The organism is Mycolicibacterium aromaticivorans JS19b1 = JCM 16368, from assembly GCF_000559085.1.
GTDB classification, from domain to species: Bacteria; Actinomycetota; Actinomycetes; order Mycobacteriales; family Mycobacteriaceae; genus Mycobacterium; species Mycobacterium aromaticivorans.
In genome coordinates, this window is sequence record NZ_JALN02000001.1 from 4,844,195 (window position 1) to 4,860,943 (window position 16,749).

The window sequence follows — 16,749 nt, forward strand, 5'->3', positions numbered from 1 at the left end:
TATCGGCGTGGTGCGGCTGCGACTGTGCAATCGTGGTTGCCACCAGATTTCGCAGTGCTGCGGAAAGGACGCCTCATGGCTGGCCAAGGACCCACCAGCGATTCACCGACGGGACTCGAGGACGAGGACTTCTCCTCTGGCGGCACCGCGGTTCGGATAGCCTCGGTAGCCGCCTTGGGTGGTCTGCTCTTCGGCTACGACAGCGCGGTGATCAACGGTGCGGTTGACTCGATCCAGGAAGACTTCGGCATCGGTAACGCCGAACTCGGCTTCGCCGTCGCGTCGGCGTTGCTCGGCGCCGCGGCCGGCGCGATGTCCGCGGGCCGAATCGCAGACCGGATCGGCCGCATCTCCGTGATGAAGATCGCAGCGGTGTTCTTCCTCATCAGCGCCATCGGCACGGCGTTGGCGCCCAATGTGGCGACGGTGGTCATCTTCCGGATCGTCGGCGGCATCGGCGTCGGGATCGCCTCGGTGATCGCACCGGCGTATATCGCCGAGACCTCCCCACCGCGCATCCGGGGGCGGCTCGGCTCCCTTCAGCAGCTGGCCATCGTCTCCGGCATCTTCCTGTCTTTCGTCGTGAACTGGCTTCTCCAGCACGCCGCCGGTGGCCCCAACAAGGAACTGTGGCTACACCTCGACGCCTGGCGGTGGATGTTCCTGGCGATGGCGATTCCCGCGGTTCTGTACGGGACATTGGCGTTCACCATCCCGGAATCGCCGCGGTATCTGGTGGCCAGCCACAAGATACCGGAGGCCCGCCGGGTGTTGAGCATGCTGCTGGGTGAGAAGAACCTCGAGATCACCATCAGCCGCATCCGCGAGACATTGGAGCGGGAAGACAAGCCCTCCTGGCGGGATCTGCGCAAGCCGAGCGGCGGCCTCTACGGCATCGTCTGGGTTGGCTTGGGACTGTCGATCTTCCAACAGTTCGTCGGCATCAACGTGATCTTCTACTACTCGAATGTGCTGTGGCAGGCCGTCGGCTTCGACGCCGACCAATCGGCGATCTACACCGTGATCACGTCGGTGGTGAACGTCGCGACCACCCTGATCGCGATCGCTCTCATCGACAAGATCGGCCGGAAGCCATTGTTGTTGATCGGCTCGTCCGGCATGGCCGTCACCCTCATCACGATGGCCGTCATCTTCGCCAACGCGACTCTGGTCGACGGAAAGCCGAACCTGCCGGGCGCATCCGGAGTCATCGCGCTGATTGCCGCCAACCTTTTCGTGGTGGCGTTCGGCATGTCCTGGGGTCCGGTCGTCTGGGTCCTGCTCGGTGAGATGTTCCCCAATCGCATTCGTGCGGCCGCCCTGGGCCTGGCCGCGGCGGGACAGTGGGCGGCGAACTGGTTGATCACGGTGTCGTTCCCCGGCCTGCGTAACCATCTCGGCCTGGCATACGGGTTCTACGGCTTGTGCGCGGTGCTGTCGGGACTGTTCGTGTGGAAGTGGGTCATGGAGACCAAGGGCGTCTCGCTCGAGGACATGCACGCCGAAGTCCTGCACGAGGACAAGCCGGCCCGCTCCGGCTAGCCGAGGTCAGGGGACGTCGGTGTACACCCAGGTCGCCCCGGTGTTGGAAAAGGTGAACCCATTGCCGGTCTGTTCGCTCAGGCACGAAATGCCGGTCTGCTGCTGAATATTGCAGCGGAATCCGGCGGCAGCGAGAATGTTGTTGAACGGCAACGTCTTCGGCGCGCCCGACGGCTGTGTGAACTGGTCGGCTGGGATCGACGCGAACTGGGGATCGCCTTGCGTAGACACCGTGATCGAGTTGGGTGCGACGCTCTGCCCGCCGGTGTCGGTCACCGTATCCGGCGCGCCGGTCACGCCGATGCGCCCGGTCCCTGAGCTCGACTGGCACCCGGCCCAGGTACGGGGGACGATCACGCAACGCCAGCTGCCGCTCGGGCTGGTGAAGTAATAGCCCGAGTGGACGTCGTCGGTTCTGGTGTAGAAGTCGAATGCATTGACCAGTTTGTCATTGCTGGGTCGCGCTGAACTAGTGGCAGCGGGTGGCGGAGCCGTTTGCTCACCGGTCTCTTTGGTGGTGATGATCGGGTTCGAACAGCCGGCCAGGGCCACAATGACGGCGCCCAGGACGAACAGTGGCCGGGATCCTCGCACGAGATGCCAGCCTAGTGGCCGACCGGAAACCGCCGTGACGGCGGCTGCACGCGCATGGAACAATCGCAGGCCGTGAAGACCTTCGAGGAACTGTTCGCCGAACTGGGGGAGCGAGCCCGCACCCGACCGGCGGGCAGCGCCACCGTCGCCGCGCTGGACGGCGGTGTGCACGCCCTCGGCAAGAAGATCCTCGAAGAAGCCGGCGAGGTGTGGCTGGCCGCCGAGCACGAGTCCGACGAGGCGCTGGCCGAGGAGATCAGCCAGTTGTTCTACTGGGCGCAGGTCATGATGGTCGCCCGTGGCCTGACCCTCGACGACATCTACCGGAAGCTCTAGGTGGCTGCCATGTTGCGCGTTGCCGTCCCGAACAAGGGGGCGCTGTCCGAATCCGCCGCCGAGATCCTCTCGGAGGCCGGCTACCGGCGGCGCACCGATCCCAAAGACCTCACCGTCATCGACCCGGCCAACGGCGTCGAGTTCTTCTTCCTGCGGCCCAAGGACATCGCGATCTACGTCGGCTCCGGGCAGCTCGACTTCGGCATCACCGGCCGTGATCTGGCCGCCGAGTCCGATGCCCCGGTGACCGAGCGGCTGGCCCTGGGCTTCGGCTCGTCCAGCTTCCGGTACGCCGCACCGGCTGGACGGGAATGGACAGTCGCCGACCTGGCGGGCAAACGTATCGCCACCGCGTACCCGAACCTCGTCCGGAAAGACTTGGCGAGCAAGGGAATCGAGGCCACCGTCATCCGCCTCGACGGAGCGGTCGAGATCTCGATCCAGCTCGGCGTGGCCGACGCGATTGCCGACGTGGTGGGTTCGGGCCGAACGCTGCGGCTGCACGATCTGGTGGCTTTCGGTGCGACGCTGTGTGATTCGGAAGCAGTGCTGATCGAACGGGCCGGCAACGGCGACGATTCCAACCGGGCCGCGCGCGACCAATTGGCGGCCCGCGTCCAGGGCGTGGTGTTCGGCCAGCAGTACCTGATGCTCGACTACGACTGCCCGCGTTCGGTGCTCGAGCGCGCCACCGCGGTCACCCCCGGTCTGGAGTCACCCACGATCGCGCCGCTGGCCGACCCGGACTGGGTTGCGGTGCGCGCCCTGGTTCCGCGCCGCGATGTGAACGCGATCATGGATGAGCTTGCGGCCATCGGCGCCAAGGCTATTCTGGCCTCCGACATCAGGTTCTGCCGCTTCTGAGGTTGGCCCGCCCCTCGGGCGGCTCCGTGTTAGCGTCCCTTTAGTTGCCACCGGCCCGAAGGACCGTCATGACGCACGCTCTCGTACTGTTGCTGGCCCTGCTGATCGGTGTGATCGCCGGACTGCGCGCGCTGACCGCGCCCGCGGTCGTGGCGTGGGGCGCTTTCCTCGGGTGGATCGACGTCACCGACAAGTGGTCGGCGTGGGTGGGCAGCTGGATCACCGTGGCCGTGCTGACGGTCCTGTTGTTCGTCGAACTCGTCACCGATCAGCTGCCGAAGACGCCCAGTCGCAAGACCCCCGCGCAGTTCCTGACCCGCCTGCTCACCGGTGCGTTCGCCGGCGCGGTGATCGGCAGCGCGTTCTTCCACACGTTCAGTTCACTCGGCGCCGGCATCATCGGCGCGGTGCTCGGCACCCTCGGGGGCTACGAGGCCCGCTCGCGGCTGGTGGCGGCCAATGGGGGCCGTGATCTGCCGGTGGCTATCGGCGAGGACGTGATCGCGGTGGGCGGCGGCTTCCTGGTCGCTTACCTGGTCAGTCTGCTGTGACTCACGTTGACGCGATCGTCGTCGGTGCAGGGCAGGCGGGCCCACCGCTGGCCGGCCGCCTGACCGCCGCGGGCCAGACCGTCGCCGTCATCGAACGCAAGCTTGTGGGTGGAACCTGCGTCAACTCCGGCTGCATCCCCACCAAGACGCTGGTGGCCAGCGCGCACACCGCCCACACTGCCCGGCGCGGTGCCGACTACGGAGTGTCGACCGGCGAGGTGTCGGTCGACATGGCAAAGGTCAAGGCGCGCAAGGACGGAATCGTGCTGGGCGACCGCAGCGGAGTCGAGTCGTGGATCGAGGGGATGCCCGGCGCCGCTCTGATCCGCGGCCACGCGCGGTTCGAGGATCCGCACGCCATTCGCGTCAATGACGAGGTTCTGACCGCCGACCGGATCTTCCTCAACGTCGGCGGCCGCGCGGTGGTGCCCGACCTGCCCGGTCTGTCCGACATCGACTACCTCACCAATGTCGGCATCCTCGAACTCGACACTGTGCCTGCGCATCTGGTGATCATCGGGGGTAGTTATATCGGCCTGGAGTTCGCTCAGATGTACCGCCGGTTCGGGGCGCAGGTCACCGTGCTCGAGCGCGGTCCGCGCCTCACCCCACGCGAAGACGAACACGTTTCCGCCGCCATCCAGGACATCCTGACGGCCGAGGGCATCACCATCGTCACCGGCGCATCCGGTTTGCGATTCACCAAGCGCAACAACGGTTTCGAGGTGATTCCGTACGACGGGGCGGTGCCCATCGCCGGTTCACACCTGCTCGTGGCCGTGGGCCGCAGGCCCAACACCGACGACCTGGGCCTCGACCGCGCCGGTGTCGAGGTCGACAGCCGCGGCTACATCGTCGTCGACGACCAACTTCGCACCAGCGCCGAGCACATCTGGGCGATGGGGGACTGTAACGGCAAGGGCGCCTTCACCCACACCTCCTACAACGACTTCGAGATCGTCGCGGCCAATCTGCTCGACGATGATCCGCGCCGAGTCAGCGACCGGGTACCGACCTACGCTCTCTACATCGACCCGCCGCTCGGCCGGGCCGGCCTGACCGTCGACCAGGTCCGTAAGTCCGGCCGTCGGGCCCTGATCGGCAAGCGTCCGATGACCAGGGTCGGCAGGGCGGTGGAAAAGGGCGAGACGCAAGGCTTCATGCAGGTCGTCGTCGACGCCGACACCGAGGAGATCCTCGGCGCGGCGATCCTCGGGGTCGGCGGCGACGAGGTCATCCACTCGATCCTGGACATCATGTCCGCCAAGAAGCCCTACACCGCGATAGCGCGCACCATGCACATCCACCCGACCGTCAGCGAACTGGTGCCGACCATGCTGCAGGAGTTGGAACCGCTGGTGTAGCGGCCGCCTACTAGCGCGTTCTCCTCACCGGCGCGCTGACCTCCTCGACGAGCATGGTCGCCCCAGCAATCGAGGCGATGAGGCACGCAGATGGCCACCGTGTGGCCCCTTCTGGGTTGGGCCCGGCTCTGGCATGCTGTGGGGCATGACTGAGCCGCAGTTCGGAGGCACCGAGGGCGCACCGCCGCCCAACTACCAGGTTCCGCCCAACTACCAGGCACCGCCGAATTACCCGATGCCGCCGCAGTATCCGGGCCCGGGTGGCTACGTCGACCCCTCGGCCCCGTTCGGCCGTCATCCGGTCACCGGCGAGCCGCTGTCGGACAAATCCAAGATCGTCGCCGGGCTGCTGCAGCTGCTCGGATTGTTCGGCCTGGTGGGGATCGGCCGCATCTACCTGGGCTACACCGGCCTGGGCATCGCCCAGCTGCTGGTCGGGCTCGTCACCTGCGGCCTCGGCGCCGTCATCTGGGGGATCATCGACGGCGTCATGATCCTCACCGACAAGGTGCGCGACCCGCAGGGGCGACCCCTGCGTGATGGGTAGCGTCGACCAGCCACGGACAACCCGGCTCTACGCCGGGCTGGCTACTGGTGCGCTGGGGATCGGTGCGTTCACCTATGTCGGCATCGTCGACCCGCACCGGCCCGGCTCACTGTTTCCGCCGTGCCCGTTCCGGTTGCTCACCGGCTGGAACTGCCCGGCGTGCGGTGGCCTGCGAATGACCCACGACCTGCTGCACGGCGACGTCGCGGCCGCTGTCGTCGACAACGGGTTCCTGCTCGTCGGTTTGCCCCTGCTGGCCCTGTGGGCGGTCTGGCGGATCCGGCGAGGGGAGCGGGCGTTTCCGCTATGGGTGATCAGCGTGATCGCCGTCGCGGCGATCGGCTGGACAGTCATCCGGAACCTGCCGGGCTTCCCGCTGGTGCCCACATTAATTGGGCAGTGATGCCCACCCCGCGCTGATACACTCTCAACTGAAAATCATCGGGCCGGTGCAGTCCCAGACATCACACGTCAGACTGCGGTAAAGGCCAATCACCACGCGCATCGCGCACACCAGCTTTCCGCCGCATGACCGACCGCGGAGGAGCGTGGAATGCTGTTCTCGGCACTTCCCGAAGCGCAGGGTCTCTACGACCCCAGGCACGAGTCCGACTCGTGCGGTGTGGCGATGGTGGCCGACATCCAGGGCCGACGGTCACACCAGATCGTCGCCGACGGACTGACGGCACTCGAACACCTCGAACACCGCGGTGCCGCCGGCGCTGAACCCAACAGCGGTGACGGCGCCGGCATCCTCCTGCAATTGCCGGTCGAATTGCTTTCCGCTGTGGCGGAATTCGATCTTCCGGAACCAACGCGCAACGGCTGCAACACCTTTGCCGCCGGCATCTGCTTCCTGCCGATGGACCCGTTCGCTCGACAAGCCGCTGTCGACCGGGTCGAGGCAATCGCCGAGGAGGAGGGCCTGGACGTCCTCGGGTGGCGGGCCGTGCCGGTCGACCCTGACGGCGCCGAAGTCGGCGCCACCGCGCTGGGTTGCATGCCGCACATGTCGATGTTGTTCGTGGCAGCTCCCGAACGAAACGGCCACCGTCTCGGCGGGATCGATCTCGACCGCCTGGTCTACCCGCTGCGCAAGCGCGCCGAGCAAGGCCCCGACAGCGTCTACTTCCCGTCGCTGTCCAGTCGCACCATCGCCTACAAGGGCATGCTCACCACAATGCAGCTGCCGCAATACTTTCCCGATCTGCGCGACCAACGGTGCCGCAGCGCGATCGCGATCGTGCACAGCCGCTTCTCCACCAACACCTTTCCGTCCTGGCCGTTGGCGCACCCCTTCCGGTTCGTGGCGCACAACGGCGAAATCAACACGGTGCGGGGTAACCGCAATCGGATGCACGCGCGAGAAGCCATGCTCGCCAGCACCATGATTCCCGGTGACCTGAGCCGGCTTTCGCCGATCTGCACGCCCGATGCGTCGGACTCCGCGTCCTTCGACCAGGTGCTCGAGCTGCTGCACCTCGGCGGCCGCAGTCTGCCGCACGCCGTGATGATGATGATCCCGGAGGCGTGGGAGAACAACGCAACTCTTGCCCCGGCCCGCCGGGCGTTCTGTCAGTACCACGCCTCATTGATGGAGCCGTGGGACGGACCAGCCTGTGTGACGTTCACCGACGGCACCGTGGTGGGAGCTGTCCTGGACCGCAACGGCTTACGGCCCGGCCGGTGGTGGCGCACCATCGACGACCGGGTGATCCTGGCCAGTGAGAGCGGTGTGCTGGACATTCCGCCGGGCGAAGTGGTGGCCAAGGGTCGGTTGGAGCCCGGCAAGATGTTCCTGATCGACACCGCCGCCGGGCGGATCGTCAGCGACGACGAGATCAAGGGTCAGCTCGCCGCCGAAGCGCCGTACGCCGAATGGCTGCACGCCGGTCTGCTCGATCTGGCGACTCTGCCGGCAAGGACCCGGGTCTCACCGAACCACGAATCGGTGGTGCGTCGCCAGGTCGCGTTCGGCTATACCGAAGAAGACCTGCGGATCATGCTCACCCCGATGGCGGCCTCCGGGCAGGAGCCGCTGGGGTCGATGGGCACCGACACCCCGGTGGCTGTTCTGTCCCAGCGCCCCAAGCTGATCTACGACTACTTCGTCGAACTGTTCGCCCAGGTGACGAACCCGCCGCTGGACGCCATTCGCGAGGAGATCGTCACCTCGATGGCCCGCGTCATGGGCCCCGAACAGAACCTGCTCGAGCCGACGGCCGCATCCTGCCGCCAGATCCTGCTGCACTGGCCGGTTCTGGACAACGACGAGCTGAACCGGATCGTCCACATCAACGACGACGGCGAGCAGCCCGGCCTGAAGTCAGCCGTCCTCAAGGCGCTCTACGATGTCGAACGCGGCGGGGAAGGCCTGGCCGAAGCCATCGAGGAGTTGCGCCACCGGGCGTCCGACGCGATCGCCAAAGGCGCACGCACCCTGGTCATCTCCGACCGCGACTCCGACCACACCCGCGCGCCGATCCCGTCGCTGCTGGCCGTCGCCGCGGTGCACCACCACCTGGTCCGGACCAAACAGCGCACCATGGTGGCGCTGGTGGTGGAAAGCGGTGACGCCCGCGAGGTCCACCACATCGCGCTTCTGATCGGATACGGCGCGGCCGCAGTCAACCCGTATCTGGCGTTCGAGTCGATCGAGGACCTGATCCGCGAGGGCGAACTCACCGGCATCGACTCGGGCACCGCCGTGCGCAACTATCTCAAGGCACTCGGCAAGGGCGTCATGAAGGTGATGAGCAAGATGGGCATCTCGACCGTCGGCTCATACACGGCTGCACAGGCTTTCGAGGCCATCGGGCTGTCCAAGGATGTCGTCGACGAATACCTCACGGGCACGGTCAGCCAACTCGGCGGTGTCGGACTCGACGTGCTGGCCGACGAGGTCAAGCTACGGCACCGCCGTGCCTACCCGGAGAACCCCACCGAGCGGGTGCATCGCCGCCTCGAGGTCGGCGGAGAATACCAATTCCGCCGCGAAGGCGAGCTCCACCTGTTCACCCCGGAAACGGTCTTCTTGCTTCAGCATTCGACCCGGACCAAGCAGGGCGAGGTGTTCGCCAAGTACTCCGCGGAGGTCAACCGGCTCTCCCGCGAGGGCGGTACGCTGCGCGGCCTGTTCGGCTTCAACAAGGGTCTGCGGCCACCGGTTCCGCTGCACGAGGTGGAGTCCGTCGAAGCCATCTGCAGCCGCTTCAACACCGGAGCGATGAGTTACGGCTCGATCTCGCAGGAAGCGCACGAGACCATGGCGATCGCCATGAACAACCTCGGCGGGCGTTCCAACAGCGGTGAAGGCGGCGAAGACGAAGACCGGCTCTACGACCCGCGCCGGCGTAGTGCCGTCAAACAGGTGGCGTCTGGTCGGTTCGGTGTCACCAGTGACTATTTGGTCAACGCCACCGATATCCAGATCAAGATGGCCCAGGGTGCAAAGCCCGGTGAGGGTGGGCAACTGCCCGGCTTCAAGGTGTATCCGAACATCGCGAAGACCCGACACTCCACACCCGGCGTGGGCTTGATCTCGCCGCCACCGCACCATGACATCTACTCCATCGAGGACCTGGCGCAACTGATTCACGACCTCAAGAACGCCAACTCGCAGGCCCGGATCCACGTCAAACTGGTGAGCTCGGTCGGTGTCGGCACGGTGGCGGCCGGGGTGTCCAAGGCGCACGCGGATGTCGTGCTGATCTCCGGATACGACGGTGGCACCGGCGCGGCGCCGCTGACCAGCCTCAAGCATGCCGGGGCGCCGTGGGAGATCGGCCTCGCCGACACCCAGCAGACGTTGGTGCTCAACGGACTTCGCGATCGCATCACCGTGCAGTGTGACGGCGGTCTGCGCACCGCCCGCGACGTGATGGTCGCCGCCCTGCTCGGCGCGGAGGAATTCGGTTTCTCCACCGCGCCGTTGGTGGTGGCCGGGTGCATCATGATGCGGGTCTGCCACCTCGACACCTGCCCGGTGGGGGTGGCCACCCAAAACCCGGAACTGCGAGCACGTTTCAACGGCAAGCCGGAGTTCGTCGAGAACTTCTTCCGGTTCATCGCCGAAGACGTCCGGGTGATGCTGGCCGAGCTGGGCTTCCGCAGCATCGACGAGGCCGTCGGCCACGCGGAGGTGCTCGACACCGACAACGGGGTGGCGCACTGGAAAACCAAGGGCCTGGACCTGAGCCCGATCTTCGCGGTGCCCACCGCCGCGCACGGCGGTGCGTTGCCGCAGCGCCGGCGGCTGCGGGATCAGGAACACGGCCTCGAGCACGCTCTGGACCAGACGCTGGTTGCGCTGGCCGAAGGTGCGCTCGAGGACGCCCACCCGGTTCGGCTGGAACTGCCGGTCCGCAACGTCAACCGCACCGTCGGCACTCTGCTGGGTTCGGAGGTCACCCGCCGCTACGGCGCCCAGGGCCTGCCGGATGACACCATCCACATCACGCTCACCGGCTCGGCAGGCCAGTCCATCGGCGCATTCCTGCCGCCCGGCATCACCCTCGACCTGATCGGTGACGCCAACGACTATGTGGGCAAAGGCCTTTCCGGTGGGCGGGTGATCGTCCGGCCGCCCGACGATGTCCTGTTCCTGCCGGAGGACAACGTGATCGCCGGCAACACCCTGCTGTACGGGGCTACCTCCGGCGAGGTGTATCTGTGCGGCCGGGTCGGGGAGCGGTTCGCCGCTCGCAACTCCGGTGCGCTCGCCGTGACCGAAGGCGTCGGCGACCACGCCTGCGAGTACATGACCGGCGGGCGCATCGTCGTGCTGGGCCGCACCGGACGCAACATGGCGGCCGGAATGTCCGGCGGCATCGCCTACGTGCTGGGTCTCGACCCGGCCATGGTCAACACGGCGATGGTCGAGCTGCACGCCCCGGACCCCGACGACCTGGAATGGCTGCACGACGTCGTGGCTCGCCATGCCCGGTGCACCGGCAGCACGCTGGCTCGCTCGGTGCTCTCGGACTGGCCAAGGCGAAGCGCGCAATTCACCAAGATCATGCCCACCGACTACCGGAAGGTGCTCGAGGCCACCCGGATGGCCAAGGCGGAGGGGCGTGACGTGGACACGGCGATCATGGAGGCGACACGTGGCTGATCCCACCGGGTTTCTGAAAGTGCCGAAGATCGAGGCCGCCAAGCGGGCCGTCGACGAGCGGATCGGCGACTGGCGCGAGGTGTATGAACGTCAGAATCCCCAGGAGCGCGCGGGCGAGGTGGCCCAGCAGGCCCGCCGCTGTATGGACTGCGGAATTCCGTTCTGCCACTCCGGAACTGCGGGGTGCCCGCTGGGCAACCTGATCCCGGAATGGAACGACCTGGTGCGACGCGGCCGCTGGGACGCTGCAAGCGAACGCCTGCACGCCACCAACAACTTCCCGGAGTTCACCGGCCGCCTGTGCCCGGCGCCGTGCGAAGCGGCCTGCGTGCTGTCGATCGGCGAGGAACAGACCGGCGGCAGCGTGACGATCAAACGGATCGAGAACACCATCGCCGACCAGGCCTGGCGGCTCGGAATCGTCGAGGCGCAGCCCGCGGCGATCGGCACCGGCCGCAACGTGGCGATCGTGGGCTCCGGACCCGCGGGACTGGCCGCAGCCCAGCAGCTGACCCGCGCCGGTCACCACGTCACCGTCTACGAACGTGACGACCGACTGGGCGGTTTACTCCGCTATGGGATCCCCGAGTACAAGCTCGAGAAGGCCACGCTGAACCAGCGGTTGGCCCAAATGCGAGCCGAGGGAACGCGTTTCGTCACCGAATGTGAAGTGGGCGTCGATGTCTCGGTCGAGGAGCTGCGCAGCCGGTTCGATGCCGTCGTACTGGCGGTCGGTGCGTTGCGCGGCCGCGACACCGACGTCGAGGGTCGTCATCTGGCCGGCGTCCACCTGGCGATGGAGCATCTGGTCCCGGCCAACCGGGAGTGCGAGGGTGACGGGCCCTCGACGCTGTCGGCCAAGGACAAGCACGTGGTGATCATCGGCGGCGGCGACACCGGAGCCGACTGCCTGGGCACCGCACACCGCCAGGGCGCGGCATCGGTGACCCAGCTGGACTACAACCCGCAACCGCCGGACGTCCGCAACGACGAGCTGAGCCCGTGGCCCACCTGGCCGCTGGTGCTGCGCACGTCGCCCGCGCACGCCGAGGGCGGCACGGTTCACTATCAGGTCGCGGTGCAGCGGTTCGTCGGTGACGGCGAGGGCAACCTGCGCGCGCTGGAGATCGCCGAGGTGAAGGTCGAGCGGATCGACGGGCGGCGTGTCATCACACCGGTGGGTGAGGCCATGGAGATTCCATGCGACCTGGCGCTGCTGGCGATCGGCTTCGAAGGTGTCGAACCCATGACCCTGCTGGACGACCTTGGCGTCGCGTTGAGTCCGCGCGGGGTCATCAGCTGCGGATCGGACTGGCAGACCGACGCGCCCGGCGTCTTTGTTTGTGGCGACGCCCACCGAGGCGCCTCGCTGGTGGTGTGGGCGATCGCCGAGGGGCGCGCCGCCGCTCACGCGGTCGACGCATATCTCATGGGTGAGTCGGATCTCCCCGAGCCGGTACGGCCGCACCAATTGCCATTGGCCGTCGGCTGAGTGAATACCGTGCCGCCGCCATCTGGATCGGTCGAGATGCCCATGAACCGCGACTATGCTGAGGCGTCGTGAGTAGACGCGGGAAGATTGTCTGTACCCTCGGCCCGGCCACCAGCACCGATGAGTCGGTGAGAGCTTTGGTCGACGCCGGCATGGACGTGGCCCGCCTGAATTTCAGCCACGGCGACTATGTCGATCATGAGGCGGCCTACAAACGGGTTCGCCAGGCATCCGATGTGACCGGGCGTGCCGTCGGGATCCTCGCGGACCTGCAGGGACCCAAGATCAGGCTGGGCCGGTTCGCCGACGGCCCGACGTATTGGGCCAACGGTGAGACGGTGCGGATCACCGTCGAGCACTTCGAGGGCAATCACGATCGGGTGTCGACCACCTACAAGAACCTGGCCAGGGATGCTCAGCCGGGTGACCGTCTGCTGGTCGACGACGGCAAGGTGGCGCTCGTCGTCGAACACATCGACGGCGACGACGTGGTGTGCATGGTCACCGAGGGCGGTCCGGTCAGCAACAACAAAGGCCTGTCACTGCCCGGCATGAACGTGTCGGTGCCCGCGCTGTCCGAGAAGGACATCGAGGACCTCGAGTTCGCGTTGCGCCTGGGTGTGGATCTGGTGGCGCTGTCGTTCGTGCGCTCACCCGCCGACGTCGAGCTGGTGCACGAGGTGATGGACCGGGTCGGCCGTCGTGTCCCGGTGATCGCCAAGCTGGAAAAGCCGGAAGCGATCGACAATCTCGAGGCGATCGTGCTGGCCTTCGACGCCGTCATGGTGGCCCGCGGCGATCTCGGCGTCGAGCTGCCGCTCGAAGAGGTTCCGCTGGTGCAGAAGCGGGCCATCCAGATGGCCAGGGAGAACGCCAAGCCGGTGATCGTGGCCACCCAGATGCTCGAGTCGATGATCGAGAACTCCCGGCCCACCCGGGCCGAGGCCTCCGACGTCGCCAACGCGGTGCTGGACGGTGCCGACGCGGTCATGCTGTCCGGCGAGACCTCGGTGGGCAAGTACCCGCTGGAGTCGGTGCGGACGATGGCTCGCATCATCGGTGCCGTCGAGGAGAACTCGACGGCGGCCCCGCCGCTGACCCACGTCCCGCGCACCAAGCGCGGCGTCATCTCCTATGCCGCTCGTGACATCGGTGAGCGCCTCGACGCCAAGGCTCTGGTCGCGTTCACCCAGTCCGGGGACACCGTGCGGCGGCTGGCCCGGCTGCACACCCCGCTGCCGCTGCTGGCGTTCACCGCGCTGCCGGAGGTGCGCAGCCAGCTGGCACTGACCTGGGGCACCGAGACCTTCATCGTCGGCCACATGGAAACCACCGACGACATGATCCGCGAGGTCGACCGCTCAATGCTGGAGCTGGGCCGCTACAAACGCGGTGACCTCGTGGTCATCGTCGCAGGTGCTCCGCCGGGCACAGTAGGCTCGACAAACCTGATCCATGTCCACCGGATCGGGGAGGACGACCACTAGGGGAGAGAACTCTTGGCCAACGCGGACCTCGACGAGCTGCTGGCCATTCTCGATCTCACCCCGGTCGGCGACGACGTGTTCGTCGGTGCGCATCCGCACAAGAACCCGCCGCGCACCTTCGGCGGGCAGCTGATGGCGCAGGCCTTCGTGGCGGCCACCCGCACCCTTCGTCACGAGATCGCACCGAGCGCGTTGTCGGTGCACTTCATCGCCGGCGGTGATCCGGAGTCGGACATCGAATACCACGTCGTCCGGCTGCGCGACGAGCGGCGGTTCGCCAATCGGCGCGTCGACGCCATCCAGAACGGCACGCTGCTCGCCACCGCTCTGGTGTCCTACATTTCGGCGGGCAGCGGCCTCGAACACAACACCCCGATGCCCAATCTGCCGTCCCCGGAGACACTGCCGACGATTGACGAGCTTCTCGTCGGGTACGAGAAAGTGGTGCCCGGATTCGTCGAAGCGCTGCGCCCCATCCAGTGGCGCTACACCAACGAGCCGTCCTGGATCATGCGCGAAAAGGGCGGCACGCTCACAGGAAATCAAGTGTGGCTCAAGGCCGATGGCGCAATGCCGGACAGCCCGACGCTGCACACCGCCGCAATGATCTATTCGTCCGACACCACGATCCTGGATTCGATCATCACCACCCATGGCCTCTCGTGGGGCTGGGATCGCATCTTCGCGGTCACGGTCAACCATTCGCTGTGGTTCCACCGACAGGTCGATTTCTCCGACTGGGTGCTCTATTCGACCAATTCGCCCGCCGCTGCCGAATCACGCGGCTTGGGCAGCGGCCACTTCTTCAGTCCGGCCGGCGACGTGGTGGCCACCGTCACGCAGGAGGGCATCGTCAAGCACTTCCCCGGAAATGCCTGATAGACGGCGTATCGTCGGTCACGTGACCGAACCGCCGGTTCGGGTAGCGCAGCGCTTGCGCGCCAGAGAACGGGTTGTCGTGAATGTCGACACCCTGGCCGCGCGCTGGGTTGGCGCGCTGGCGTTGTTGATCGCCGCGAGCTGGCTCACCGTGCTGATGATCCGCGCGCACCGCCACCACACCCACTGGCATGCCGACAGCCGCGTCGCCTGGTCACTGACGATCCTGGCCGCCGTCGCGTTGATCGCGCGGGGCATCTTCCTCGGCCGCCCGGTGACCGCCGCGCACGCGATCGCCGCCGCGGCGGCGGTGCTCGCCGGATTCGCCGCCCACCTATTGGCCTTCGACCTCACCGGCGACGTGTTGATCGCGTCCTCGGGGTTGCTGCTGATGTGGCCGACGACGGCGCGACCGGATCCTTCGCAGCTGGCCAGAGTGTGGGACCTTGTCGACGCGACCAGTAATGACCCGGTGGCGCCCTTCGCGATGCAGGATCTCAAGAGCTACTTCTTCAGTGCCGACGGCACGGCCGCGGTCGCCTACCGCACCCGGCTGGGTTACGCCGTGGTCAGTGGTGACCCGATCGGCGACGAACGCCGTTTCGACGAGCTCGTCGGCGACTTCACCGGCATGTGCCACACCCACGGCTGGCGGGTGGTGGTCCTGGGCTGCAGCGAGCTAAGGCTCGGGCTGTGGCGCGATCCCGCGGTGATCGGGCAGACCCTGCGACCGGTCCCGATCGGGCGCGACGTGGTGATCGACGTGCCGTCCTTCGACATGGTGGGCCGTAAGTTCCGCAACCTGCGTCAGGCGGTGCAGCGCACCCACAATTTCGGGATCAGCACCGAGATCGTCGCCGAATCCGAACTCGACGACCGTCGGCTGGCCGAGCTCACCGACGTGCTGCTGTCGTCGGCCAAAGGGTCGCGCACCGAGCGCGGCTTCTCGATGATTCTCGATGGCACGCTGACCGGTCGCTATCCCGGCATCCTGCTGATCATCGCGCGCGACCGGACGGGCCGGGTGCAGGGATTTCATCGTTACGCGGTCGCCGGTGGCGGCACCGACATCACCCTCGACGTCCCGTGGCGGCGGCGCGGCGCCCCGAACGGCATCGACGAGCGGCTGTCCGTCGACATGATCAACGCGATGAAAGCGCAAGGAGCGCAACGCCTTTCACTGGCATTTGCGGCGTTCCCGGAGATCTTCAACGAGAAGCAGCGGGGACCGCTCAGCGCGTTCTTTTATACGGCGATCCATCTGGGCGACTCGCTGATCGAGTTGGAGTCGCTGTACCGGTACCTGCGCAAGTTCCACGCCCTCGGCGATCGCCGGTACGTGCTGCTGTCGCTGAGGCAGGTGTTGCCGCTTCTGGTGGTGTTGCTCTCGTTGGAGTTCTGGCCCCGGCGGCGGGAGCTGCCCCCTACGGCGTCGGCGTCAAGGTGACGCTGAACTTGTTCTCCACGGATTGCTTGAACTCGTCGGCGCACTGCTGAACCTGCTGCTGGTCCTGGCCGGCCTTCTGCAGGCAGTCGATGTAGTCGGTGGCGCCGACCTCTTTGAACACCCCGACCCACACGGCGATGAACGCGAGACCGACGATGATCGCCAGAAAACCGAGGATGACGCCGGCGAGTGCGACGCCGCCGTTGTTGGCTTCACCGCGCTTGACCCGGCCGCGGCCGGCGAAGCCGATGACCACCGCGACGATCCCCAGGATGACGCCGCCGACCACGGAGAACGACGACAGCAGTGCGACGATCGCAATAACCAGGGCGGTGACGCCCAGGCCGTTGCGGGGCCCGGTGGGCGGCGGCATGTAACCGGCATATGGCTGCGGCGGAGCGGGTGGATAGCCGCCGGGATACTGGCCGTAGGAGGGAGCGGGATAGCCGGGGGGAGGAGGCGGTGGTGCTCCGTGCGGGGGCGGGGTGGGCTGCTGAGGTGCCTGCTCTGGGGGCTCAGTCATGGATTGC

The 16,749-nt window shown here is 66.9% G+C and carries 14 protein-coding genes; 12 read left to right on the plus strand and 2 right to left on the minus strand.

Translation table 11 applies throughout. The annotated features are described in order from the left end of the window. Positions 1-75: 75 nt before the first annotated feature. The gene (locus Y900_RS23100) at positions 76-1,542 is read left to right on the plus strand and encodes a sugar porter family MFS transporter (protein ID WP_036344715.1); all 1,467 of its coding nucleotides are present in this window, start codon (positions 76-78) and stop codon (positions 1,540-1,542) included. 6 nt (positions 1,543-1,548) lie between these two features. Here Y900_RS23100 and Y900_RS23105 read toward each other — a convergent pair whose 3' ends face one another. Then, positions 1,549-2,136, minus strand: coding sequence for a hypothetical protein (locus Y900_RS23105; protein ID WP_036344716.1), 588 nt, complete (start codon positions 2,134-2,136; stop codon positions 1,549-1,551). Between the two features lie 54 nt (positions 2,137-2,190). Between Y900_RS23105 and Y900_RS23110 the strand changes: the two genes are divergently transcribed. From Y900_RS23110 to Y900_RS23160, 11 genes are all read left to right on the plus strand, one after another. Next, positions 2,191-2,472: a phosphoribosyl-ATP diphosphatase gene (locus Y900_RS23110; RefSeq protein ID WP_036344717.1), complete on the plus strand. Its 282-nt coding sequence runs from the start codon at positions 2,191-2,193 to the stop codon at positions 2,470-2,472. 9 nt (positions 2,473-2,481) lie between these two features. Further along, positions 2,482-3,336, plus strand: a complete 855-nt coding sequence (hisG, locus tag Y900_RS23115) for an ATP phosphoribosyltransferase (protein WP_036347609.1) — start codon at positions 2,482-2,484, stop codon at positions 3,334-3,336. 68 nt (positions 3,337-3,404) lie between these two features. Then, positions 3,405-3,887 carry a DUF4126 family protein gene (locus Y900_RS23120; protein WP_036344718.1) on the plus strand — a complete coding sequence of 161 codons (483 nt, stop codon included), beginning with the start codon at positions 3,405-3,407 and terminating at the stop codon, positions 3,885-3,887. Next, entirely contained in the window at positions 3,884-5,251 is a 1,368-nt protein-coding gene (locus Y900_RS23125; RefSeq protein WP_036344719.1) for an FAD-containing oxidoreductase, read from the plus strand. The genes Y900_RS23120 and Y900_RS23125 overlap by 4 nt, the downstream gene beginning before the upstream one ends. A 133-nt stretch (positions 5,252-5,384) precedes the next feature. Then, on the plus strand, positions 5,385-5,798 hold the full coding sequence (locus tag Y900_RS23130; RefSeq protein ID WP_036344720.1) for an NINE protein: 414 nt from the start codon (positions 5,385-5,387) through the stop codon (positions 5,796-5,798). Next, positions 5,791-6,201 carry a DUF2752 domain-containing protein gene (locus Y900_RS23135; RefSeq protein WP_036344721.1) on the plus strand — a complete coding sequence of 137 codons (411 nt, stop codon included), beginning with the start codon at positions 5,791-5,793 and terminating at the stop codon, positions 6,199-6,201. Before Y900_RS23130 ends, Y900_RS23135 begins: the two co-directional genes overlap by 8 nt. Before the next feature lie 150 nt (positions 6,202-6,351). After that, entirely contained in the window at positions 6,352-10,914 is a 4,563-nt protein-coding gene (gene gltB / locus Y900_RS23140) for a glutamate synthase large subunit (RefSeq protein WP_036344722.1), read from the plus strand. Continuing rightward, positions 10,907-12,406 (plus strand): glutamate synthase subunit beta, encoded by a 1,500-nt coding sequence (locus Y900_RS23145; RefSeq protein ID WP_036344723.1) that lies wholly within the window; start codon positions 10,907-10,909, stop codon positions 12,404-12,406. Before gltB ends, Y900_RS23145 begins: the two co-directional genes overlap by 8 nt. 68 nt (positions 12,407-12,474) lie before the next feature. Continuing rightward, positions 12,475-13,893, plus strand: a complete 1,419-nt coding sequence (pyk, locus tag Y900_RS23150) for a pyruvate kinase (RefSeq protein ID WP_036344724.1) — start codon at positions 12,475-12,477, stop codon at positions 13,891-13,893. 12 nt (positions 13,894-13,905) lie between these two features. Further along, entirely contained in the window at positions 13,906-14,772 is an 867-nt protein-coding gene (locus Y900_RS23155; protein ID WP_036344725.1) for an acyl-CoA thioesterase, read from the plus strand. A 22-nt stretch (positions 14,773-14,794) separates the two neighbouring features. Then, positions 14,795-16,219, plus strand: a complete 1,425-nt coding sequence (locus Y900_RS23160; protein WP_109751128.1) for an MprF family protein — start codon at positions 14,795-14,797, stop codon at positions 16,217-16,219. Here Y900_RS23160 and Y900_RS23165 read toward each other — a convergent pair. Then, on the minus strand, positions 16,197-16,742 hold the full coding sequence (locus Y900_RS23165; RefSeq protein WP_036347612.1) for a DUF4190 domain-containing protein: 546 nt from the start codon (positions 16,740-16,742) through the stop codon (positions 16,197-16,199). The genes Y900_RS23160 and Y900_RS23165 overlap by 23 nt on opposite strands. Positions 16,743-16,749 lie beyond the last annotated feature (7 nt).